19 protein-coding genes and 1 pseudogene are annotated in these 22,885 nt (G+C 74.9%); 9 read left to right on the forward strand and 11 right to left on the reverse strand.

Going from position 1 to position 22,885, the window contains the following annotated elements; genetic code table 11:
* Positions 1–36 precede the first annotated feature (36 nt).
* Both AB0G56_RS18045 and AB0G56_RS18050 read right to left on the reverse strand, forming a co-directional pair.
* Positions 37–1,260, reverse strand: coding sequence for a 4-hydroxybenzoate 3-monooxygenase (locus AB0G56_RS18045; protein WP_360970184.1), 1,224 nt, complete (start codon positions 1,258–1,260; stop codon positions 37–39).
* A gap of 85 nt (positions 1,261–1,345) precedes the next feature.
* Positions 1,346–1,750 carry a CoA-binding protein gene (locus AB0G56_RS18050; RefSeq protein ID WP_360970186.1) on the reverse strand — a complete coding sequence of 135 codons (405 nt, stop codon included), beginning with the start codon at positions 1,748–1,750 and terminating at the stop codon, positions 1,346–1,348.
* 208 nt (positions 1,751–1,958) lie between these two features.
* Between AB0G56_RS18050 and AB0G56_RS18055 the strand changes: the two genes are divergently transcribed.
* From AB0G56_RS18055 to AB0G56_RS18070, 4 genes are all read left to right on the forward strand, one after another.
* Entirely contained in the window at positions 1,959–2,699 is a 741-nt protein-coding gene (locus tag AB0G56_RS18055; RefSeq protein WP_360970188.1) for a hypothetical protein, read from the forward strand.
* Between the two features lie 166 nt (positions 2,700–2,865).
* A complete protein-coding gene (locus tag AB0G56_RS18060) occupies positions 2,866–3,492 on the forward strand; it encodes a YigZ family protein (protein ID WP_360970190.1) in 627 nt (208 codons plus the stop codon).
* Positions 3,493–3,614: 122 nt separating this feature from the next.
* Positions 3,615–4,778: an exonuclease SbcCD subunit D gene (locus tag AB0G56_RS18065; RefSeq protein WP_360970191.1), complete on the forward strand. Its 1,164-nt coding sequence runs from the start codon at positions 3,615–3,617 to the stop codon at positions 4,776–4,778.
* Between the two features lie 139 nt (positions 4,779–4,917).
* The gene (locus AB0G56_RS18070) at positions 4,918–7,911 is read left to right on the forward strand and encodes an SMC family ATPase (RefSeq protein WP_360970193.1); all 2,994 of its coding nucleotides are present in this window, start codon (positions 4,918–4,920) and stop codon (positions 7,909–7,911) included.
* A gap of 21 nt (positions 7,912–7,932) precedes the next feature.
* Here AB0G56_RS18070 and AB0G56_RS18075 read toward each other — a convergent pair whose 3' ends face one another.
* Positions 7,933–8,379: an Lrp/AsnC family transcriptional regulator gene (locus AB0G56_RS18075; protein WP_360970195.1), complete on the reverse strand. Its 447-nt coding sequence runs from the start codon at positions 8,377–8,379 to the stop codon at positions 7,933–7,935.
* A 123-nt stretch (positions 8,380–8,502) separates the two neighbouring features.
* Here AB0G56_RS18075 and AB0G56_RS18080 point away from each other — a divergent pair, with 123 nt between their 5' ends.
* Positions 8,503–9,051 (forward strand): rhodanese-like domain-containing protein, encoded by a 549-nt coding sequence (locus AB0G56_RS18080; protein ID WP_360970197.1) that lies wholly within the window; start codon positions 8,503–8,505, stop codon positions 9,049–9,051.
* 66 nt (positions 9,052–9,117) lie between these two features.
* Here the strand turns inward: AB0G56_RS18080 and AB0G56_RS18085 are convergent, their stop codons facing one another.
* Both AB0G56_RS18085 and AB0G56_RS18090 read right to left on the reverse strand, forming a co-directional pair.
* Positions 9,118–10,806, reverse strand: coding sequence for a DUF885 domain-containing protein (locus tag AB0G56_RS18085; RefSeq protein ID WP_360970199.1), 1,689 nt, complete (start codon positions 10,804–10,806; stop codon positions 9,118–9,120).
* Between the two features lie 109 nt (positions 10,807–10,915).
* Complete coding sequence (locus tag AB0G56_RS18090) at positions 10,916–11,407, reverse strand: Lrp/AsnC family transcriptional regulator (RefSeq protein ID WP_360970201.1); 492 nt, start codon at positions 11,405–11,407, stop codon at positions 10,916–10,918.
* A 59-nt stretch (positions 11,408–11,466) separates the two neighbouring features.
* Between AB0G56_RS18090 and AB0G56_RS18095 the strand changes: the two genes are divergently transcribed.
* Positions 11,467–12,714, forward strand: a complete 1,248-nt coding sequence (locus AB0G56_RS18095; protein WP_360970202.1) for a PLP-dependent transferase — start codon at positions 11,467–11,469, stop codon at positions 12,712–12,714.
* A 107-nt stretch (positions 12,715–12,821) separates the two neighbouring features.
* Here AB0G56_RS18095 and AB0G56_RS18100 read toward each other — a convergent pair whose 3' ends face one another.
* From AB0G56_RS18100 to AB0G56_RS18110, 3 genes are all read right to left on the reverse strand, one after another.
* Positions 12,822–14,273 (reverse strand): GNAT family N-acetyltransferase, encoded by a 1,452-nt coding sequence (locus AB0G56_RS18100; protein ID WP_360970204.1) that lies wholly within the window; start codon positions 14,271–14,273, stop codon positions 12,822–12,824.
* Positions 14,274–14,511: 238 nt separating this feature from the next.
* Positions 14,512–16,104, reverse strand: a complete 1,593-nt coding sequence (locus tag AB0G56_RS18105) for an alkaline phosphatase D family protein (RefSeq protein ID WP_360970206.1) — start codon at positions 16,102–16,104, stop codon at positions 14,512–14,514.
* Between the two features lie 111 nt (positions 16,105–16,215).
* Positions 16,216–17,760 (reverse strand): PLP-dependent aminotransferase family protein, encoded by a 1,545-nt coding sequence (locus AB0G56_RS18110; RefSeq protein ID WP_360970208.1) that lies wholly within the window; start codon positions 17,758–17,760, stop codon positions 16,216–16,218.
* 47 nt (positions 17,761–17,807) lie between these two features.
* Here AB0G56_RS18110 and AB0G56_RS18115 point away from each other — a divergent pair.
* Positions 17,808–18,644, forward strand: a pseudogene (locus AB0G56_RS18115) (EamA family transporter); the annotation flags it as partial.
* Between the two features lie 45 nt (positions 18,645–18,689).
* Here the strand turns inward: AB0G56_RS18115 and AB0G56_RS18120 are convergent.
* The gene (locus AB0G56_RS18120) at positions 18,690–19,520 is read right to left on the reverse strand and encodes an alpha/beta fold hydrolase (RefSeq protein ID WP_360970210.1); all 831 of its coding nucleotides are present in this window, start codon (positions 19,518–19,520) and stop codon (positions 18,690–18,692) included.
* Between the two features lie 442 nt (positions 19,521–19,962).
* On the opposite strand from AB0G56_RS18120, the gene AB0G56_RS18125 reads away from it, so the two are divergent.
* Positions 19,963–20,724 carry a GntR family transcriptional regulator gene (locus AB0G56_RS18125; protein ID WP_360970212.1) on the forward strand — a complete coding sequence of 254 codons (762 nt, stop codon included), beginning with the start codon at positions 19,963–19,965 and terminating at the stop codon, positions 20,722–20,724.
* A gap of 175 nt (positions 20,725–20,899) precedes the next feature.
* Here AB0G56_RS18125 and AB0G56_RS18130 read toward each other — a convergent pair whose 3' ends face one another.
* Positions 20,900–22,057 (reverse strand): ROK family transcriptional regulator, encoded by a 1,158-nt coding sequence (locus tag AB0G56_RS18130; protein WP_360970214.1) that lies wholly within the window; start codon positions 22,055–22,057, stop codon positions 20,900–20,902.
* A 225-nt stretch (positions 22,058–22,282) separates the two neighbouring features.
* Between AB0G56_RS18130 and AB0G56_RS18135 the strand changes: the two genes are divergently transcribed.
* The gene (locus AB0G56_RS18135; RefSeq protein WP_360970216.1) at positions 22,283–22,726 is read left to right on the forward strand and encodes a hypothetical protein; all 444 of its coding nucleotides are present in this window, start codon (positions 22,283–22,285) and stop codon (positions 22,724–22,726) included.
* On the opposite strand, the gene AB0G56_RS18140 is transcribed toward AB0G56_RS18135, so the two are convergent.
* Positions 22,704–22,877, reverse strand: a complete 174-nt coding sequence (locus AB0G56_RS18140) for a hypothetical protein (RefSeq protein WP_360970218.1) — start codon at positions 22,875–22,877, stop codon at positions 22,704–22,706. The two genes, AB0G56_RS18135 and AB0G56_RS18140, sit on opposite strands and share 23 nt — an antisense overlap.
* Between the last annotated feature and the right edge of the window lie 8 nt (positions 22,878–22,885).

Genomic DNA, 22,885 nt, shown 5'->3' on the forward strand with positions numbered 1-22,885 from the left:
CCGCTCAGCCCCGGCCCGCGCGGCCGCGGCCCCCGCTCAGTGGTGGTCGGCCGTGCCGAGGTACTGCTCGGCGAAGGCTGCCGCGGCGGCCGGCGAGGTGAACAGGCGGCGCAGCCGGGCCAGCGTCGTGCCCGCCCGGTAGGGATCGCCGGACGCGGCACCGTGGTAGACGTCCGAGAGCCACTGCGAGAACTCCTGGTAGTCCCACACCCGCCGCAGGCTCGCCGCCGAGTAACCGGCCAGAGCGCGCTCGTCGCCGGCCGTCAGGCGGTCGACGAGCGCGTCGCCCAGCAGGAAGGCGTCGTGCAGGGCGAGGTTCATGCCCTTGGCCGCGATGGGCGCGGTCAGGTGCGCCGCGTCCCCGGCCAGGAACAGCCGGCCGGACGCCATCGGCTCCACCACGTAGTCGTGCATGTCGAGCACGCGCTTCTCGACCAGCCGCCCCTCCTTGAGCGGCGGGGCGTCCGCCGCCGCGAGCCGCAGCCGCAGCTCCTTCCAGACCCGCTCGTGCGGCCAGTTCTCCGGGTCGTCGCCGGGCGGGCACTGCAGGTAGTAGCGGGTCACCTCGGGGCTGCGGGGCATGTGGCCGGCGAACCCGAGGGGGTGAACGCCGAACAGGACGCTGTCGGCGGACGCCGGCGCCTCGGCGAGCAGCGCCAGCCAGCCGATGCCGTAGTCGTGCCGCGCGATCCGGGCGTGTTCCGGAGACAGTGCTGCCCGGCTCACCCCGCGCGCTCCGTCGCACCCGGCGACGAAGTCGCAGCGGACCAGGTGCCGTTCACCTGTCTCGGGGCAGCGGTAGGAGACCGACGGGTGGTCCGTTCCGGTGTCGTGCAGCGTCACGTCCCGCACCCCGAAGCGGATGTCGCCGCCCCGGACGTCGGCGTACTCGCGCACGAGGTCGGTCACGAGCAACGGCTGCGGGTAGACGAAATGGTGCTGCCCCGTCAGCTCGGAGTACGGGAGACGGTGGCTCGCCCCGTCGAAGCGGAACTCGCACGTGGTGTGGCGCTCCGCCCGCTCCAGCAGTCGCGTGGCCAGGCCGCGCCGCTCGAGTCCGCGCACGACCCGCTCCTCCAGGACGCCGGCCCGTGGGCGCCGCTCTATGAACTGCCGGGACTCGGTCTCCAGGACCAGGCAGTCCACCGAGGCGGCCCGGAGGATGTTGCCGATCGTGAGCCCCGCGGGCCCGGCGCCGAGGACGACGACGGGGCGGCGGGTGGGGGAGGAGGTACTGGGGTGGGGGGAGATCTGCGTCACCCGGGCATTATGACGGTGCTCTGTCAGGCGCGGACGGCGGGCGGCCAGGTGGGGCCCGCTGCGGGCGACAGGCCCAACCCGCCTGTCACAGGCGGGGGATCTCGATCGCCGGGCACCGGTCCATGACCATCTCGAGACCCGCCGCCCTGGCCCGCCCGTAGGCCGCCTCGTCGACGACGCCGAGCTGGAACCACACCGCCCGCGCACCCTTGGCGACCGCCTCGTCGGCCACCTGACCGGCCAGCCGGCTGTTGACGAACACGTCCACGACGTCCACGTCGAAGGGGATCTCCGCGAGGGAGGCGTAACCCTGCTCCCCGTGCACGGTCTCCGCCTCGGGGTGGACGGGGACGACACGCTTGCCGAACCGCCGCAGCACCTCGGCGACGCCGTACGCCGCACGGCCGCTGTTGTTCGACAGGCCCACGACGGCCCAGGTGTCACCGAGTCCGGTCAGGATCTTCCGCACCGTCGCCGCATCGCCGTACACCGCTGTTCTCCTCACGTCCGGGATCCACGCCTGGAAATCAGGCCTGGGAATCACGCCTGGAAAAGGACCACCGACGCGGCAACACCGGGCACCGGCGGCGGATTCCCACCGCGTTCCGCCCGCCATCGGCCCGCTGGGTTCCCGCCACACCGTCCGTAATGTGCGCCACTTGCCTGCGCGCGGCCCTCGGGCGGCCTACGCTCGGGCCGTGCTGCGCATCATCGACGCCCGAACCGGCGAACCCGTGGAGGCCGCCCCGGCCCGTCGTGGCCTGACCCGCATCGAGGCGCACGTGTCCGGCTTCGACGCCTTCGGCCTGCGCGTGCTCGTGGTCGCCGACCTGCTCGTCCGCGCGCTCGAACTGGGCGGCACCCCGGTGTGGGCCCTGCTGACCGGCGACCGTGAGCAGGCGGAGCTGCGGGCGGGCGCCGCGGCCCTGGGCATCCGTCCCTTCGAGGACAGCAGGGGCCTCGGCGCGGCGCTGGGCGAGGCGCAGGTCGTGCGCGTGGGCCCCGAGGGCGGCGGGGCGGGTGACGAGGCGGGCGGCGGCGTACGGATGGCCGTCGCACCCGTGGACACGACGCTCCCCGTGACCCCCGGCCTCGACCGTGACCCGGCCGCCTGGCGGCTGGCCCTGCTCGGCCACCCCCGCACCCGGCGCGTGCAGCTCGACGCGGACGCGCTGGACGAGGCGCGCCGGACCCTCGCACGCTGGCGCCGCGCGGTCGCCGGCTGGGCGGAGCGGCCCTCGCGGCCGATCCCCGGCGACGTGCGCGCCCGGCTGCGCGCCGCCTGGGAGGACGACCTGGACGTACCCGGGGCGCTCCGCGTGCTGGAAGGGGTCGAGACCCGGCCCGACCTCACCGACGGCGCCCGCTTCGAGACGTACGCCTACGCGGACCGCCTCCTCGGCCTGGACCTCACGCGGGACGTGGGACGCACCGTGTGATCGCCCGGGGGCGTCGCGGACCCTGGGCGTCCGCCCGCCGGCCGCGGCCGGCGGGACGCGCCACCGCGGGCCTGGAGGCCCCGGCCGGAGCCCCCGACGTGGGCCCCGGCCGCAGCCCGTCGGCGCCGGCGGCCGGGTTCCCGAGCGGTACGCATAGGCTGGCCGGATGCAGGACGAGTACCGCACAGTGGCCCGCGCGGGCGTGCACGAGATCGAGATCAACCGCTCCCGCTTCCTGTGCGCCCTCGCCCCGGCCGCCGGCGAGCGGGAGGCGCAGGAGTTCATCGCAGCGGTCCGCAAGGAGCACGCCGACGCCACGCACAACTGCTGGGCCTACGTCATCGGCGCCGACGCCGGAATCCAGAAGGCCGGCGACGACGGCGAGCCCGGCGGCACCGCGGGCGCCCCGATGCTCCAGATGCTGCTGCGCCGCGACATGAGGTACGTCGTCGCGGTGGTCACCCGCTACTACGGAGGTGTCAAGCTCGGGGCGGGCGGTCTCATCAGGGCGTACGGCGGAGCCGTCGGCGAGGCGCTGGACGCCCTCGGCACCCTGACGCGCCGCCGCTTCCGGCTGGCCACGGTGACCGTCGACCACCAGCGGGCGGGCAAGGTGCAGAACGACCTGAGGGCGACCGGGCGGGACGTGCGGGGCGTGCGCTACGGCGAGGCCGTCACCCTGGAGATCGGCCTGCCGCACGCCGACGTGGACGCCTTCCGGGCATGGCTCGCGGACGCCACCGCCGGGAACGCCGGGTTCGAGCTCGGCGGCGAGGCGTACGGCGACGCGTGAAAGCTCACGCGGCATAACCGGTCATAAGGGCTTCAAGGGTGGCAAATGGGGTCCGCCGACGGCCGGCTGATACGGGAGTAACCGCCCTTGCTGTCGGACCCGGCGGTTACTCTTCGAGGATCATGAGGCTCCTGCACACTTCCGACTGGCACCTGGGCCGGGCGTTCCACCGCGTGAACATGCTCGGGGCCCAGGCCGAGTTCATCGGTCACCTCGTGACGACCGTGCGTGAGCGCGGTGTCGAAGCGGTGGTCGTGTCGGGAGACGTGTACGACCGCGCCGTGCCCCCGCTGGCCGCCGTCGAGCTGTTCGACGACGTCCTGCACCGCCTCGCCGGCCTCGGCGTGCCCACGGTGATGATCTCCGGCAACCACGACTCCGCCCGCAGACTCGGCGTGGGCGCCGGGCTGATCGGCCGCGCGGGCATCCACCTGCGCACCGAGCCGGCCGCGTGCGGCACCCCGGTGGTGCTGCCCGACACCCACGGCGACGTCGCCTTCTACGGACTGCCGTACCTGGAACCCGCCCTGGTCAAGGACGAGTTCGCCGTCGGCAGGGCGAGCCACGAGGCGGTCCTCGCCGCGGCCATGGACCGCGTCCGCGCCGACCTCGCCACGCGCGCGCGGGGCACCCGCTCCGTGGTCCTCGCGCACGCCTTCGTCACCGGCGGCGAGGCCAGCGACAGCGAACGGGACATCACCGTGGGCGGGGTCGCCTCCGTGCCCGCGGGCGTCTTCGACGGCGTCGACTACGCGGCACTGGGCCACCTGCACGGCAGCCAGGTCATCAGCGAGCGCGTGCGCTACTCCGGCTCCCCGCTGCCGTACTCCTTCTCCGAGGCCACGCACCGCAAGAGCATGTGGCTCGTCGACCTGGACGCCGCCGGATCGGTCACCGCCGAGCGCGTCGACTGTCCCGTGCCGCGCCCCCTGGCCCGGATCAGCGGCACCCTGGAGGACCTGCTCGCCGACCCGGACCTCGCCCGCCACGAGGAGGCCTGGGTCGAGGCCACCCTGACCGACGCCGTCCGCCCGGCCGACCCGATGGCCCGGCTCGCCGAGCGGTTCCCGCACACCCTCAGCCTCGTCTTCGCCCCCGAGCGCGCACCCGACGACCCGGACGTCTCCTACGCCCGCCGGCTCGCCGGGCGCAGCGACGAGCAGATCGCGCAGGACTTCGTGGCGCACGTGCGCGGCGCCGGACCCGACGCGCACGAACAGGCCGTGCTGCGCGACGCGTTCGACGCGGTGCGCGCCGACGACGCCGAGCGGGAGGTGGCACGGTGAGGCCCCGGCACCCGCGGGAGGGCACGCCCCGTCCCCTCGCGGAGCGCAGATGCCCCGGTACGGGAGAGCCGTACGCGAGCCCGGGCCGCGGCGCCGGGCCGGACAGGCGCGCACCGCTGGGCGCGACGGAGGAGGTCCGGTGAGGCTGCACCGGCTCGACATCACCGCCTTCGGGCCCTTCGGATCCACCCAGACCGTCGACTTCGACGCCCTGTCGGCCGCCGGGCTGTTCCTGCTCCACGGCCCCACCGGAGCAGGCAAGACCTCCGTACTGGACGCCGTCTGCTACGCCCTGTACGGCTCCGTGCCCGGCGCCCGGCAGCACGCACAGGGCGGCACCCTGCGCAGCGACCACGCCGCCGCCGGCACCCGCACCCAGGTCACCCTCGACGCCACCGTCGCCGGACGCCGCCTGGAGATCACCCGGCAGCCGCCCTGGGAACGCCCGAAGAAGCGCGGCACGGGCACCACCGTCGACAAGGCGCAGACCTGGCTGCGCGAGTACGACGCGACGACCGGCGCCTGGAAGGACCTCAGCCGCTCCCACCAGGAGATAGGCGAGGAGATCACCCAGCTCCTCGGCATGAGCCGCGAACAGTTCTGCCAGGTCGTGCTGTTGCCCCAGGGAGAATTCGCCCGCTTCCTGCGCGCCGACGCCGAAGCCCGCGGCAAGCTGCTCGGCCGCCTCTTCGACACCCGGCGTTTCGCCGAGGTCGAAAAACGCCTCGCCGAGCGCAGGCGCGCCACCGAGGCCCGGGTGCGCGAGGGCGACGCCGCCCTCCTCGCCGACGCCCACCGCATGCAGCAGGCGGCGGGCGGCGCCATGGAGCCGCCCGGCCTCGCCCCCGGCGAACCCGGCCTGGCCGAAGCCGTGCTCAGCGCGGCCGCCGTCGCCCGCAGCACCGCCCGGGAACAGCTGACCGTCGCCCACTGCGGACTCACCGCCGCCGAAAGGGCGCAGGCCGCCGCCGAGCGCGCCCTGGACGGCGTACGCGAACTCGCCCGGTTGCAGAGCCGGTTCGCCGAGGCGCAGCAGCGGGCCGCGCGGCTGGCCGAACGGGCCGACGCCCACCGCCAGGCGCAGGAGCGGATGGAGCGGGGACGCAAGGCCGAGAGCGTCGCCCCCGCCCTGGCCCTGCACGAGGCCGCCGACGCCGACCACCGGCGGGCGACCGCCGCCGAGACGCGCGCGCGTGCCCTGCTGCCCGAGCACTTCGCCGACGCGGGCCCGGCCGGACTCGCCGTCGCCGCGCGCCGGGCCGCCGAGGAAGTGGGCCACCTGGAGTCGGCCCGCCGCGCGGAGCGCCGCCTGGCCGACCTCGTCGCCGAACGCGCGGAAGTGGACCGCCAGGCGCACGCCGACGAGGAACTGCTGCACGAGGCCGAGACCTGGCTCGCCGGCTGGGAGACGACCCGCGCGCGGCTGCGGGCCCGCATCGACACCGCCCAGGAGGCGGCAGGACGGGCCGAACAGCTCGCGGTACGCCGGGAACCCGCCCAGGCACGGCTGCGGGCCGCCCGGAGCCGCGACCGGCTGACCGGGGAGGCCGAACAGGCGCGGCGCCGCGCCCTCGAATCCGCCGAACGCGCCGTGCGGGCCAGAAGCCACTGGCTCGACCTGAAGGAACAGCGGCTGAACGGCATCGCCGCCGAACTGGCCGCGGGTCTCACCGACGGCGAACCCTGCGCCGTCTGCGGCGCCACCGCCCACCCCGCGCCCGCCCGGAAGATCGCCGGGCACGTCGACCGGGAGGCGGAGGAGCGGGCCCTGGCCGCCCACCAGGACGCCGACGAGCGGCGCGCCGAGGACGAACGCCGGCTCGGCGCCGTACGCGAGGCCCTGGCCGCCGCCACCGCCGAGGCCGGCGACGTTCCCACCGCACAGCTCGCCGAGGAGGCCGCCGAGCTGGAGCGACTGCTCACGCGCGCCCGTGCGGACGCCTCCGCACTGCACGCCGCTCAGGAGGAACTGCGCGCGGCCGAGGCGGAGCGGGAGCGGCGGCTGGCCCTGCTGCGGCAGGCGGAGGCCCGTTCGGCCGCCCGGACCACGCACCGCGACAACCTGGACCGCGAACGGCTCACCCTCCAGGCGGAGCTGGCCGAGGCCAGGGGCGCCGCCGCCAGCGTCGCCGCGCGGGCCGCGGAACTGGAGCTGCGGGCGGCCCGCCTCGCCGACGCCGCCGACGCGGCCCGCATCGCCGAGGAGAGCGCCGAACGGCTCAAGGACGCCGACGGACGGCTCGCCGAGGCCGCCTTCCGGGCCGGCTTCGACACCCCGCGGGCCGCGGCCGCCGCGCTCCTCGACGACGCCGCCCACCGCGACCTCCAGCACCGGCTGGACGCCTGGCACGCCGAGGAGGCCGCCGTCCGCGCGGTGCTCGCCGAGGCCGGCACCGCGACCGCGGCCCGGCAGCCGGCCGCCGACGTCGCCGCGGCCGAGGCCGCCGCCGACACGGCGGCCCGACGGCTGCGCGAGGCCGCCTCCGCGCGGGACGCGGCCGCCCGCCGCTGCGCCGAACTCGACCGGCTCTCCGCACGCTCGGCCACCGGCGTGCGCCACCTGGCGCCGCTGCGCGCGGAGTACGACCGGGTGGCCCGGCTCGCCGCCCTCACCGCGGGCACCTCCGCCGACAACGAGCGCAGGATGCGCCTGGAGTCCTACGTGCTGGCCGCCCGCCTGGAACAGGTGGCCGCAGCGGCGACCGCGCGGCTGCAACGCATGTCGTCGGGCCGCTACACCCTGGTCCACTCCGACGACCGGGCCGGACGCGGGCGCAGCGGTCTGGGACTGCACGTCGTCGACGCCTGGACCGGCCGGGAGCGCGACACCGCCACCCTGTCGGGCGGCGAGACGTTCTTCGCCTCCCTCGCGCTCGCCCTCGGTCTCGCCGACGTCGTCACCGACGAGGCCGGCGGCGTCCGGCTCGACACCCTCTTCATCGACGAGGGCTTCGGCAGCCTCGACGACCAGACCCTCGACGAAGTCCTCGACGTCCTCGACTCGCTGCGCGAACGCGACCGCAGCGTGGGCATCGTCAGCCACGTCGCCGACCTGCGCCGACGCGTCCACGCCCAGTTGGAGGTCGTCAAGGGGCGGTCGGGCTCCTCCGTACGGCAGAGCGGAGCGGCCTGACCCCCTCGTCCCCGGGCGCCCTCAGCGGCCCACGGGGCGCCGGGGCAGGGGCGAGGAGTACACGACGCTCGTGGTCACCGAGCCCAGCGCGCCGATCCGGCCCGAGACCTCCTCCAAGTGCCGCATGGACCGCGCGGAGACCTTGATGACGAAGCAGTCGTCGCCCGTCACGTGGTGCGCCTCCAGGATCTCCGGGGTGGCGGCGACCAGGTCGTGGAAGGGCTTGTAGTTGCCGTTCGGGTAGCGCAGCCGTACGAACGCGAGGATCGGCAGCCCCAGCCGCTCCGGGTCGACCACGGCCGCGTACCCCTGGATGACGCCCGCCTCCTCCAGCCGGCGCACCCGCTCGGTGACCGCGCTCGGGGACATGGACACGGCCCGCGCCAGCTCGGCGAAACTGGCCCGTCCCTCCCGCTGGAGGACGTCGAGGATGCGCCAGTCGGTGGCGTCCGGGGAAAACACGGTCATGAGCCGTGGATACCAGGCGAATCCCCGGCGGATCAAGAGGACCGCCGTGGAACGCCGCTTCAAAGGGGGAGCCGGCGGCCGTAGGTTTCCGGTCGAAGGACCGAACCACGGAAGGAACAGCCGATGACCGTCACCACCGGCGCAGGAGCCGCAGACCCCGCGCGGCGTGTCGCCGACCCGGCCCTGCGTGTCGCCGACCCGGCCCTGCGTGTCCCCGACCCGGCCCTAGGTGTCGCCCCGGCGCCCCCGGCCGAGGCCGCCGCCCACTTCCGGGCGAGTCTCGCCTTCCACGCCGACGTGTCCGATGGCGCCGCCGCGCTCGCCGCCGGCGACCCCGGCTTCGTCGTGGTCGACTCGCGCTCCACCGCGTCCTGGGACCAGGGCCACGTCCCCGGCGCGGTCCACCTGCCCACGGCGCTGATCCCCGAGCAGGCCCCGGCCCTGCTCGACCGGTCCCTCCCGGTCGTCACCTACTGCTGGGGCCCCGGCTGCAACGGGGCCACCCGCGCCGCCCTCGCCCTCGCCGAACTCGGCTACCGGGTCAAGGAGATGCTCGGCGGCTTCGAGTACTGGGTGCGCGAGGGCTTCGCCTACGAGACCTGGCAGGGCGGCGAACGCCGAAGCCCCGACCCCCTCACCGCACCGGTCGCGGGTGACGACTGCGGTTGCTGAGGGGGCCGGGGCGGGCGGGGGCGGCCGGATTCCGACCGCTTCCCACCACCGGGTTTCAGGCCTGGATCACAGCTGGGACAGCTCGTCCAGCAGGTCGTCGAGGCCCAGCGAACCCTGGGAGAGGGCCGCCATGTGCCAGGCCTTCGCGTCGAACGCGTCCCCGTGCCGCTTCTTGGCGTTCTCGCGGCCCAGCAGCCAGGCGCGCTCGCCCAGCTTGTAGCCGATCGCCTGGCCGGGCATCGACAGGTAGCGGATCAGCTCGCTCGCCACGAAGTCCCGCGGGCGGCTGCTGTGCGCGCCGAAGAACTCCAGGGCCAGCTCCGGAGTCCAGCGCTCACCCGGGTGGAACGGGGAGTCCGCCGGGATCTCCAGCTCCAGGTGCATGCCGATGTCGATGATGACGCGGACCGCGCGCATCATCTGCGCGTCGAGGTAGCCGAGCCGCCGCTCCGGGTCGGTGAGGAAACCGAGTTCGTCCATCAGGCGTTCCGCGTACAGGGCCCAGCCCTCGGCGTTGGCGCTGACGATGCCCACGGTCGCCTGGTAGCGCGAGAGGTCGTCCGCCACGTGCGCCCACTGGGCGAGCTGGAGGTGATGGCCGGGGACGCCCTCGTGGTACCAGGTCGAGACCAGGTCGTAGACGGGGAAGCGGGTCTCTCCCATGGTCGGCAGCCAGGTGCGGCCCGGCCGGGAGAAGTCGGCGGACGGCGCCGTGTAGTAGGGGGCCGCGGCGCCACCGGGCGGCGCGATGCACGACTCCACCCGGCGCACCCGCTCGGCCAGTTCGAAATGGGTGCCGTCGAGGGCTTCGATCGCCTCGTCCATCAGGCCCTGCAGCCAGTTACGGACCTCGTCCACGCCCTCGATGTGCGTGCCGTGCTCGTCGAGGTGGGCGAGCGCCACCCAGGGGGTCCCGGCCCCGGGCAGGACCTTCTCCGCCTCCTTCTTCATCTCGCCGAGCAGACGGTGGAACTCCGACCAGCCGTACGCGTACGCCTCGTCGAGGTCCAGGTCGGTGCCGTTGTAGTAGCGGGAGAAACGCGCGTAGCGCTCGCGGCCGACCGTGTTCGGAGTGCCCTCGATCGCCGGGGCGTACACGTCGCGCATCCAGTCGCGCAGTTCGACGACGGCGGCGGTCGCCGTCCGGGCGGCCTCGTCCAGTTCGGCGCGCAGGGCTTCGGGGCCGTCGGCCGCGAAGTCCTCGAACCAGCCGCGTCCCCGGCCCGTGTCGGACCACTCGGTGAGCTGGCCGATGAAGGTCTCGGTCGGCCGCGGTCCCGCGTACAGCTTGCGCTCCAGGCCGGCCGCCAGGGACTCGCGGTAGCCGCGCAGCGCGGCCGGTACGGCCCGCAGCCGCTCGGCGACCGCCGCCCAGTCCTCGTCGGTGCCGGTGGGGGTGATGGTGAACGCCTCGCGCACCGAGTGCACCGGGCTGTGGATGTTGCTGACGGCGCGCAGGCCCTCCTCGGCCTCGTGCACCGCGATCTCGGCGGTCAGCCGCTCGCGCAGCAGGCGGGCGCACCGGCGCTCGGCCTCGGAGCCGGCGCCGGGCCGGCGCTCGGCCTCGGCCAGCCGCGCCAGGGTGGTGCGCGCCAGGTCCGCGAGCGCCTCCTGACCCGCGGGCGAGGTGTCGGGCAGCTTGCCCGAACTCTCCTTCACTCCCAGATAGGTGCCGGTGATCGGGTCGAGGGCGATGAGTTCGTCGACGTAGGCGTCGGCGACCTGACGGGGCAGCGGGCTGCTGGTGTCTGACATGTGGACATCCTCGTACGGGGACAGGGTCCGCGTCAGCCCGGTTAGCCGGGCGAAGCGGCCGAATCCGGTCCCCCTGGGCCCGATTTCGCTCAGGGCGTGGCGGTTTCGGTCAGGGTGTCGCCGTTTCGCTGCCGGGTGGCAGCAGGGGGCCGCAGTCCCACTGCTGGAAGATCAGCCGCGTCTCCACCCGGGCCACCTCGCCCCGGGCCGTGAACTCGTCCAGCACGAGCCGTTGGAGATCCGCCATGTCCGCCACCGCGACATGGACGAGGTAGTCGTCCGGCCCGGTCAGATGGAACACGGTCCGCGACTCCGGCAGCGCCCGGATCCGCTCGACGAACGGCCCCACCAGCTCCCGCCGGTGCGGCCTCACCTGCACCGACAGCAGGGCCTGGAGACCGCGCCCCAGCTTGGCCGGGTCGAGCCGCAGCTGATGGCCGAGGATCACGCCCGACCGGCGCAGCCGGGTCACCCGGTCCAGGCAGGTCGAGGGCGCGACGCCGATCTGTGCGGCGAGGTCGCGGTAGGTCGTCCGGGCGTCGTTCTGCAACAGCCGCAGCAGATGGAGATCCACCGGATCCAGTACGACGGTTTCGGCCATGCGCCGAACGTAACACGGAAGATATGCCACCCAGTCCGGCCGATGTTCACCCTGTCGTCATGGACACGCCCTTGGATGCCGTGAACACGCCCGCGTACGACGACCGGCGCGCCGCGCTCCGCGCCCTGGCCACCGAGGCCGTGCACGCCGGCCGGGAGGATCTCGCCCGGCAGGGGCTGCACGCCCCGCCGATCGACCTGTCCACCACCTACCCCTCCTACGACAGCCGGGCCGAGGCCGCCCGCATCGACGCCTTCGCCGCCGACGGCGCCGAGTTGGACGGCCCGCCCGTCTACGGGCGGCTCGGCAACCCGACCGTCTCCCGCTTCGAGACCGCCCTCGCCCGGCTGGAGGGCACCGAGACCGCGGTCGCCTTCGCCAGCGGCATGGCCGCGCTCAGCGCGGTCCTGCTCACCCGCTCCGCCCTCGGGCTGCGGCACGTGGTGGCGGTACGTCCCCTGTACGGCTGCAGCGACCATCTGCTGACCGCCGGACTGCTCGGCTCCGAGGTGACCTGGACCGACCCGGCGGGCATCACCGACGCGCTGCGCCCCGACACCGGGCTGGTGATGGTCGAGTCCCCGGCCAACCCGACGCTGGCCGAGGTGGACCTGCGGGCCGTCGCCCACGCCTGCGGCTCCGTGCCGCTCCTGGCCGACAACACCTTCGCCACCCCCGTGCTGCAGCGCCCGGCGGCGCGGGGCGCCCGGCTGGTGCTGCACAGCGCCACCAAGTACCTGGGCGGGCACGGTGACGTGATGGCCGGCGTGGTCGCCTGCGACGAGGAACTCGCCGGGCGGCTGCGGCAGGTGCGGTTCGCCACCGGCGGCGTCCTGCATCCGCTCGCCGGCTACCTGCTGCTGCGCGGACTGTCCACGCTGCCGGTGCGGGTACGGGCCGCGTCCGCCACCGCCGCCGATCTGGCGGCCCGGCTGGCGGCCGATCCGCGGGTCGCCCGCGTGCACTACCCGCGGATCGGCGGCGCCATGGTCGCCTTCGAGGTGCACGGTGACCCGCACGCCGTGATCGGCTCGGTCCGTCTGATCACGCCCGCCGTCAGTCTCGGCAGCGTCGACACACTGATCCAGCATCCGGCCTCCATCAGCCACCGCATCGTGGACGCGGAGGACCGGCGCGGTGCCGGGGTGAGCGACCGGCTGCTGAGGATGTCGGTGGGGCTGGAGGACGTCGAGGACCTGTGGGCGGACCTCGACGCGGCACTGGACGCGAGCGTCGGGGGAGAGGCCGTGAACGGCCTGCGTTCCGAGCCGCCGCAGGTCAAGGGTCTGCACGAGGCGATGAACTGACCCGAACACGAACCCGGGCGGGGTGGGAGCCAGGGCCGGGGGGTCGGGGGTCGGGGGTCGGGAGAATCGTTCCGCCCCGGCCCCGCGGGCCCGGGCGCCGAGATGGATCAGTCGCGCACGCCCGGCCCGTCGTACTCCTCGCGGCGGCCGCCCTCGCCGTACGCGGGCAGGTCCGGCACCGCAGCGGTGTCCAGACGGGCGGTGATCACCAACGTGCCCTCCTCGATCTGGTAGTCCAGCGGCAGACCGAGGCCCCGCATGGCGCTGACCATGCCGGTGTTCGCCGCCTGCGTGACGGCGTACACGCGCGCGCAGCCCGCCTCACGGGCCATGGCCACCAGCCGGCCCAGCAGTTCGGCGCCGATCCCGCGCCGCTGCCACTCGTCCTCGACGAGCAGGGCCACCTCCGTCTCGTCGCCGTCCCACAGCAGATGACCGAGGCCGACGATCCGCCCGGACGCCGTCCGTGCGGCGAGGGTCCGGCCGAAGCGGGGGCTGAGCAGGTGGTTCAGGTAGCGGTCGGCGTCCGCGACGGGACCGTGGTAGCGCAGCCCGAGCGTGCGCGCCGAGCACCGCTCGTGCATCTGCCGGGCCGCCGCCAGGTCGCCCGTGTCGGCCCGGCGCACGGTGACCGCGTCGCCCGCGGGCAGCGTCAGCACGTCCTCGCCGCGAGGGACGCGCGGGCCGAGCCGGGTGTCCAGCTCAACCAGCGCCCGTGCCCGCGCGAACTCGGTGGGGGTGAAGGGCAGGTACGGCCGCTCCACGGTGATCACCCCGCCCTCCGGCGCCCGAAGCCGTAGCACCGTGTCCTCCAGCACCCCCTCCGCCGGCACCTCCGCGCCCGCGCGTCCGCCGCCCACCGGCCGGCCCGGCAGCGAACGGATCGTGCACCTGCCCAGCAACTGGCGGAGCGCCAACGGCAGTTCCGCCGTGTCCAGCGCCGTGCGCGCGGCCAGCGCGAGGACCCGCGTCGGCGCGTCCACCAGGTCGTGCGCGTCGGCCCGCTCGATCCACGTGTCGCGGCCGCCGGCCGCGGCGACGGCCCCGGTCAGCCCGGCCGCCTCGACGTGCGCCGGGGCGCGCAGCAGGAACTCGTCCACCGTGCCCTGAGCCAGCGGATGCGTCTGCAGGCTCAGGATGTCGACGCCCCGCCCGGCCAGGGCCGCGCAGAGCGCCGCCAGCGAGCCCGGCTCGTCCCGTACCGTCGTGCGCACCCGCCACAGCGCGCTCGCCACCGGTGCCTCGTCACGGGCCGTCGGCGCCAGGTCCGGGTCCGGCCCGGCCGTTCGCCACAGGGCGGCGGACGGCCGGGCGCCGGTATCCTCCGCCGGAGGCGCGTGCCCGCGGCGCCGTGCCCACCAGGTGTGGAACGCCGCCGTGGCGAGCAGCGCCAGCGCCGAGGCCACCAGCAGTATGGGCCCGTCCGGACCGTGCCCGACCAGGTTCGCCACCGCGTCCGCCACGGCCACCGCCGTGAACAGCGCGGCGAGTTCGACCACGTCTCGTCGCCAGTGGTGCACCGGTCGCCCGTGTTTCGTCGTCCGCGTCACATCAGACATTTCTCTACCCATGCCGTCACTGTGAACGAAGCGTGTTGCGTGACCACGAACTCTCCGTGACGTACTGGTAAAGCGCGGAACTGTCGGGTTTGGCCACCCTTCGCACGATCCGGGGTGCCGGCGGCCCCCTGCCGCTACATGCCGCGGCCACGCGGGACGATCCGCATCGCTCGGCGAGGCCGCGCACCAGGGGATGACGCCGGTGCGCGGCACGGGAAAAGCCTAACGGGAACCGGGGTCACTGCCCGACCCGTCCCGGCTGCAGCACCTTCGTGAACAGCACGCTGCCGTCCTGCTCCCGCAGCCGGACCGTCAGTTCCCCGCTGTCGCCGTCGATGTCGACCTCGCCGAAGAACTGGTAGCCCTCGGCGGGCGAGACGTTGGCGACGGCCGGCGCCTTGACGAACACCCGGTCCGGGCCGAACGTGCCGTCGAGCGCACTCGCCGGGAAGGCGCCCGCGTTGAGGGGCCCGGAGACGAACTCCCAGAACGGCGCGAAGTCCTTGAACGCCGCCCGCGACGGGTCGTAGTGCTGCGCCGAGGTGTGGTGGACGTCCGCGGTCAGCCACACCGTGCCGGTGATCCGCCGGTGCTTGACGAACCGCAGCAGTTCCGCGATCTGCAGTTCACGGCCGAGCGGGGCCCCCGGGTCGCCCTGCGCGACCGCCTCGAAGTTCGGCCTGCCCTCCACCCCGTCGGGTACGACGAGACCGAGCGGCATGTCCGCGGCGATCACCTTCCACACCGCCCGGGACCGGGCCAGCTCCCGCTTGAGCCAGCGCAGTTGCTCGCCGCCGAGGATGCCCTGCGGGTCGGTCCTCTGGTCGTCGGGCGAGTTGGCGTCGCGGTAGGTGCGCATGTCGAGCACGAACACGTCGAGCAGCGGCCCGTGGTGGTGGACGCGGTAGATCCGGCCGTCCGGTCGGCCGCTGGCGGTGGAGGCCGGGAAGTACTCGGAGAAGGCCCGCCGGGCCCGCAGCGCCAGGTCGTCGAGCCGGGTGCCGGGCGGGTAGGGGGTACCGCCGCCGATGACCTCGCCGGGGTACCAGTTGTTGCGCACCTCGTGGTCGTCCCACTGGATGATGCCGGGCACCTGGGCGTTGAACCGGCGCAGCGCTCCGTCCAGCAGGTTGTAGCGGAAATTGCCGCGGTAGTCGGCCAGGGAGACCGCGACGTGCGCCTTCTCCTCGGTGGTCACGCTCCGGTAGAGGCTGCCGTCGGGGAGCGCGGCGGTGGCCTGGATCGGGCCGTCGGCGTAGATGTTGTCGCCGCTGCACAGGAAGAAGTCCGGGTCCGACCGGGCCATGGCGTCGAAGATGCGGTAGCCGCCGATCGACTCGTTGATGCCCCAGCCCTGCCCGGCCAGGTCGCCCGACCACACGAACCGGACGCCCTGGCGGCGGCGCGCGGGAGCCGTGCGGAAGGTGCCGTACGCCGGTTCACCGGTGCGGCGCGGGTCGTGCGGGTCGGCGAGGAGCACGCGGTAGTGGATCTGCTCGCCCGAGGGCAGCCCGTGCAGGCGGGCCGTCCCCGTGAAGTCCGTGCCGGCACCGAGCAGCGGGCCGTGCCACCTGCGGGCGTTGCGGAACGACTCGGTGGCGGAGGTCTCGACGATCATGCGGGCCGGGCGGTCCGCGCGCACCCACACCAGGCCCGAGTCGGCGGTCACGTCGCCCGCCTGCACACCCCAGTCCGCCCGGGGACGGCCGGACAGGGCCAGCGCAGGTGCCGCGCCGAGCGCGCCGGGCAGGGTCAGGGCCGCCGACGCGGCCAGCGAGCCGCGCAGCACGCCGCGGCGGCCGGGGAAGGGACGAGGGGACCGAGGGGTCATGGAGGGGCCTCCAGGGACGAGATCCGGCCAGTGTTCGCAGCCACACCTACCGGGGCGGTGCGGCGAACACGCAAACCCCGGGTGAACAGCCGGCCGCACGCCCGGCGGCCCTCACCTCCCGGAGGGGCCCCGCGCGCCGACCGCCTCCGCCATCAGCCGCACACCGGCGCGGATCCGGGCCGGCGGCACATGCGCGTACCCCAGCACCAGGCGCACGCCCGCTCCCGCGCCCGTGTCGTCGCGCCCCGGGGCCGTCCCGGCGCCCGCGCCACCATCGGCAGGCGCGGGCGGGGCGGCGGGGGAAACGCCGGCCGTGACCGCACCGGCACGCGCGTGCGTGTACGCCGCCAGCGTGCGGACCGCGACACCGGCACCGCCCACGCGCGCGAGGAACCGGTCTTCGGAACCGTACCGTTCGGGCAGATCGGCGATCAGGTGCAGGCCGGCCGCGATCCCCGACAGCCGTACGCCGGGAAAGTGCTCGTCGAGGGCGGCGACGAGCGCGTCCCGGCGTTCCCGGTAGGCGCGCTGGCAGCGGCGCAGCTGACGGTCGTAGTCGCCCCGCTCGACGAAGTGGGCGAACAGCGCCTGGTCGACGGTGGGATGACCGAGGTCCATGGTCCGCTTGCGTTCGACGACCTCGTCGGCCAGGGAGTCGGGCACGAGCAGCCAGCCCAGGCGCAGCCCGGGGGCCAGGGACTTGCTGACCGAGCCGGCGTAGACCACGTGCTCGGGGTCGAGGCCCTGGAGCGCGCCGACGGGGGCACGGTCGTAGCGGAAGTCGCCGTCGTAGTCGTCCTCGAAGACGATGCCGTCCACCGACCGCGCCCAGTCCAGCAGTTCGGCACGGCGCCGGGCGGAACAGGCGATGCCGGTGGGGAACTGGTGGGACGGCGTGGTCACCAGGGCCCGTACCCCCGAGCGGCGCAGCGGACCGAGGGCCGGTCCGTCCCCGTCCAGGGGCAGCGGGACGGTGCCGACGCCCACGGAGGCGTACAGGGCGCTGTGCTGCGGGCTGCCGGGGTCCTCCACGCCGACCAGGCGCGTGCCGCGCGCGTACAGGACGGAGCCGAGCACGCAGGTGGCCTGGGCCACGCCCGAGACGACCACGATCCGCTCCGGGTCGGCGACGACGCCCCGGCGGCGCGTGAGCAGCCCGGCCAGGGCCGTGCGCAGCCGCGGCAGCCCGCGCGGGTCGGGGTAGCCGAGGGCGTGGTGGGGGAGGTCCGCCAGCACGGAGCGGTGCGCGGCCGTCCAGGCGGCACGCGGGAAGAGCGACAGGTCCGGGGTGCCGGGCACGAAGTCGGCGCGGGTACCCAGGGAGCGCGGAGCGTGGTCACGCGCGCGCGTGCGGGCCGCCCGGACGGCCCCGCCCACCCAGGTGCCAGCGCCGCGCCCGCTGCGCAGGTACCCCTCCGCCGCCAACTGCTCGTACGCCTCCGTGATCAGCCCGCGCGACACCCCGAGGTCCGCCGCGAGGTCGCGACTGGAGGGCAACCGTGTCCCCGGGGCGAGCCGCCCCGAGCGGACCGCCTCACGCAGCGCCGCCTGGAGCGTGCGCCCACGCGCGCGGGCCGGCGCCGACGCGGCCGGCGACAGCAGTTCCCAGGCGGCGGAGCGGATCGGTCCGAGCGGATTGGCCCCCGATGACGTCATGGAAGTGGACCTTAAACCGGTCCGCCGCGCTGCCTAGCGTCGCCGTCATGAACGCCACCACCTCGCGCGGCGCCCTGCTCGCCGCGTTCGCCTGCCTCCTCGTCGGAGGATCCTTCACCGCCAACAGCGTCCTCGGGAGCTACCCCTACGCGGGGGGCCAGTTCCTGCGCTACGCCCTGGCCTGCCTGCTGTTGCTGCCGCTCGCCGGACGCGGTGCGGCGGCACGCCTGCGAGGGCTGGCTCCGCGCCGGTGGGCCCGGCTCGCGCTGCTCGCCGCGGTGGGCATGGTCGGTTTCAACCTGGCGGTCATCGCCGCCGAGCGCACCGCGGAACCGGCGGTGCCCGGCGTCTTCGTGGGCTGTGCCCCCGTGGTCGTGGCGGTCCTCGTGCCGCTCCTGGAGGGGCGGCGCCCGCAGCGGGCCGTGCTGTACGGGGCGTCGCTGGTCGCCGTCGGCGCCCTGACGGTGCAGGGCTGGGGCCGTACCGACGGCGCGGGGATCGCCTTCTCGGCGGGCGCGCTCGCGGGCGAGGCCGGTTTCGCCGTCCTCGCGGTGCCCGTGCTGCGCCCGCTCGGGCCCCGGCTGCTGTCGGCGGTGGTGTGCGGCATCGCCGCCGTGGAGTCGGCGCTCGCGGGTGTCCTGCTCGACGGCGGCGCCTGGCTGCGCCGCCCGGACGCGGGCGAGGCCGCCGCGCTGCTGTGGCAGGCGGCGGTCGTGACCGTCGTCGGCTTCGTGTGCTGGTACATGGGCATGCAGCGGATCGGCGCCGAGCGTGCCACGCTCTTCTCGGGCCTCATCCCGGTGGCCGCCGCCTTCTCCGCGCCGCTCGTCGGCACCGGCTCCTACGGCGCCGCCCAGGCGGTCGGCAGCGCCCTGGTGGGCGCCGGAGTCGCCGTGGGATCGGGGGCGGCGCGGCGGGCCGGGCGGCGCTCAGCGGCTGCCGTCGAGGATCACGCGCGCGACGAGCGCCGGATCGTCGTTCATCGGGACGTGTCCGCAGCCGGGCAGCCGCACCAGCCGGGCCTGCGGGACGGTCTGCTTGGCGCGCACGCCCTGCCGGGGGATCAGCAGCCGGTCCTTGGCGCCCCAGGCCACGGTGACGGGGATGTTCGGGATGTCGTCCGTGAAGCGTACGTCGATGCCCGCCCGGAGGGTCTCCTCGAAAGCGGTGGCCCGCGCGAGGGCCAGCGTCTCGGCGACCACCGCCTCGGGTGAGCGGCGGCCGGGCCGGGCGTAGATGGTGCTCGTCAGGACGGTGCGGCCGGCCGCCGTGCGGGAGAGCCGCTCGACCAGCGGCAGCGGCGTGCGCCGCGCGACGGCCCGCATGCCTTGGAGGACGCCGAACGCGTACCGGCGTTCGGCCTCGGTCCAGAATCCGGCCGGGGACAGTGCCGTGACGGACCGTGCGCGTTTCTCGCGGCCCAGTTCGAGGGCCAGCAGGCCGCCCAGGGAGTTGCCGGCGACGTGGGGCCGTTCGATCTCCAGGGCCTCGCACAGGGCGCCGAGGGCGGCGTTCATCGTCGGCAGGTCGTGCCGCAGCCCGTCGGGCAGCGCGGGGGAGTCGCCGAAGCCGGGCAGGTCCACGGAGATGACGTCCCGCTCCACCGAGAGGAGGTGGACCACCGGGTCCCAGGCCTGGCGGTGGTGGCCTATGCCGTGCAGCAGGAGCAGCGGCTCACCGGTGCCCGCGCGTGCGTAGGACAGGGTCACGGTCCGGGGGCCGTGCGCGGAGGGGACCGGGAAGGAGACGGTGGCTGACATGGTTGCTCCTCGTCGGGATCGCCGGGACGGACGGTTAGACAGCTTGTCAGCAATTGCTACCGACGGGTAGCCCCCGGGGTCCGTGTATCGGAACCCGTGCGCCACGGGGCACGGGGCGGCAGCCGGCCTGGGCGCCGCCGGGCGGGCCGGTCGGGGCGGCGCGGTGGCCACCGGGGTGATGTCCAGGAAGCCCGGTGGCCTGACCTGGAGATCAACCGCGCCCCCGTCCCCGCGACGGGGGTTTCGCCGTCATGTCGCGAATGGCACCTTGTGCGAACGCCGCGTGAACGCTGCGCCGTGCGGCGGTCCCCTCCTCCGCAAGCGGCCGATGATTGGTCTTGACCAAGGCCGAGGGCGGCCCTATGGTCGCAGACAAGTACAACAACCTTTAATAAACAAGGCGCTGAAACGCGGCCGGACCACGGCGATTGCGGAGGACAGGGTGGGGACCACGCAGCTCGAATCGGTGCCGGAGCCGAAGTACTGGCACCTGAAGACCGTGCTCAGTGAGGCACTGGACTCCGAGTTCTCGGTCGGCGAGATCCTGCCCAACGAGCGGGAGCTGGCCGCCCGCTTCGGTGTGGCCCGGGCGACTCTCCGCCAGGCCCTGGAACAGCTGGAGCTGGAGGGCAGGCTCCAGCGCCGGCGCGGCGTCGGAACGACCGTGGCACCCCCGCGCGTGGGTGTGGCCGTCGGCACCGAACAGCACGCCTGGCCGGGCGCGGCGGACGACGCCTGGCACCCCGCGGACTGCGTCCAGGCGGTCCCGCCGGCGGCCGTCGCCGACGCCCTGGAGAGCGACCGCGACACACCCGTGCACACGGTACGCCGGTCCCGGGTGAGCCACGGCCAGCCGGTCGCCGCCGAACTCCTCTACATCCCGGCGTCGTCCGTGCCCGACCTGACCGCGATCGACGCGCCCTCCGGACCGGCACGCGCGCGTGCCGTGCTGCGCGAGCTGCAGCACCTCGACCTGGAGGGCCAGGAGCGGGCCGTCGAACTCGGCTCCGCCCGCGCCGACGACGCCAAGGAACTGGACCGGCTGCCCGGCGCGCCCGTCCTCGTCGTCACGACCCGCTTCGTCGTCGGCGGACGCACCGCCGCACTCTCCGTCGCCACCTACCGTGCCGACACGTGCCGGCTGACCTTCGGGGACTCCGGCGGGGTGGAGATCCACCACGGTCCGGAACGCCAGGCGTCGTGACGGCGGACTGACGAGGGCCCGAGACGGGGGACGGCCGGGGAGCCGGGTCGCGGTGCGTCGGCTACGGGGCCCGCGCTGTGGAGTTTCCCAGCCCCACCCGGCGCTCTGCCCCCCGTCCGCACCCGGCGTCGCGCCCTCGCTCGCTGTGCCGCCCGCGAGTGCGGTGCCGGTGGGCTCAGCGGCGGGCCGTCACCGTGCTTTCCACCGCGAACAGCTCTTCCTCCACGTGGTCCAGGGCCAGACGGAGGGCGCCGGTGGCCACCGCGGCCTCGCCGAGGAGGGACAGGGTGACCTGGGGCGCCCGCAGGCAGTAGCGGGCCAGTGCGCTGCGCAGCGGTTCCAGGACATCGTCCAGCCCCGCCGCCCAGCCGCCGACGACGACCAGCTCCGGGTCCAGGGCCAGCACCAGCGCCGCCACGTCGTGGACGAGCCGCTGGATGAAGCGGTCCACGGCCGCGAGGGCCCGCTGGTCACCCTCCCGGGCCAGGGCGAAGACCGCCGTGACCGCCTGCTCGTCCAGGGGGTGCAGCGGCTGGTCGGTGGTCGACAGCAGCGTCTCGGGAGTGACGTCGCGGCCCAGCAGGTGCAGCGCGCCGATCTCGCCCGCGGCTCCGCCGAACCCCCGGTGCAGCCGGCCGCCGATCAGGGAACCGGCGCCCGGGCTCAGCCCGGCCAGGACGAACACCACGTCATCGGAGGCGGTGGCGGCGCCCTTCCAGTGTTCGGCGAGTGCCGCGGCATTGGCGTCGTTCTCGACCAGCACCGGGCACCTGAAGGAACGGCTGAGCCGTTCGCCCAGGTTGAGCCCCGTCCAGCCGGGCAGCGCCGTGCCCAGCCGTACGATGCCGCCCGCCTCGACGATGCCCGGGGTGCCCACCCCGACGGCCCGCAGCGAACTGCGTGGGACGCCGGCCCGGCGCAGCAGTTCGGCGACCGCCGTGCGCAGCCGCTCCAGGCGCTCGTCCGCGTCGGCCGTCTCGCCCACCTCCTTGGCCTGGGCACCGAGCACCCGGCCGTCCAGGTCGGACAGGAGCGCCGCGACGCGGTGGGCACCGATCTCCAGGCCGAGCAGGTGCCCCGCCTCGGCCCTGAACCGGTAGCGTCGCGCGGGCCGTCCCTGCCGCCTGGCGGCGCCCTCCTCGGCGGCCTTCTCGGCGACGAGCCCCGCTTCCACGAGGTCCTCGACGACGCCTTCGACCGTCGGCCGGGACAGGCCGGTCAGCCGGGTGATCTCCGTCAGCGTCGCGCAGTCCGTGGCACGCAGCGCGTGCAGCACCACCGCGGAATTGATCCTTCGCAGCAGCGAGGGATCCCCGCCGGTCAGCCGCCCCAACGTCCGTCCTCCCTGCTCGTGCGCGTGTTGGGCGGATCGTACTCGGCGCGGCCCGGGGCAGCGAGTGCCGGGACGGCCGCCGCGGTCCGCGAGGGGGAGGAGCCCGGCCGCCCGTCGGCTCGGACCGCCGCCGTGGCCCCGGTCCCCCTGCCCGGACGGTAGCCCGGAGAGGGCGGCCTCCTGACGCCCCGCCAATTGTCAGTGGGGGCCGCTTTACTGGAACGCATGGACATCGCGAAGGCTCTCGCTGTGATCGACCGGCTGTGCTCCGAGGGGTTTCCCGCCGAGCCCGCCAGGACGGACGCCGGCACGGCGGGACCCGGCTTCCTGATGGCCGAGTTGGAGACGAGCGAGGACTTCTGGGAGGACGACGGGACCCGGTGGCAGGAGACGGCGGATCAGTTCGTGTGCGACCGGGACGGGCTGGCGGAGCGGCTGACCGAGCGGTGGGGCCGGCCCCAGGCGGTCAGCCTGTACAGCGTCTTCGAACGGGCCACGCGAGGGGAGGAGACGGCGGAGCCGTGGGTCTCGCTCAGCGGCCATGTGCCCGACGTCCAGTTGTGGCGGGCACCCGGGACCGGCCGCTGGATAGCCCTCGGCGTCTCCCAGTGGGACAAGGAGCTGCCGTTCCAGCTCCTCGCGGTCGTCACCGACACGGACCCGCCATGACCGCCGTGACCGACACCCTCGCTATGAGCAGTCCGCCCGCCGTGAGCGGTGCGCCCGCCGTGAGCGGTGCGCCCGCCGTGAGCAGGGCGCCCGCCATGAGCAGGGCGCCCGCCGTGAGCAGGGCGCCCGCCGTGAGCGGTGCGGGCGCCATGAGCGGTG

It is taken from the genome of Streptomyces sp. NPDC021356 (assembly GCF_040641015.1).
Classification (GTDB): domain Bacteria; phylum Actinomycetota; class Actinomycetes; order Streptomycetales; family Streptomycetaceae; genus Streptomyces.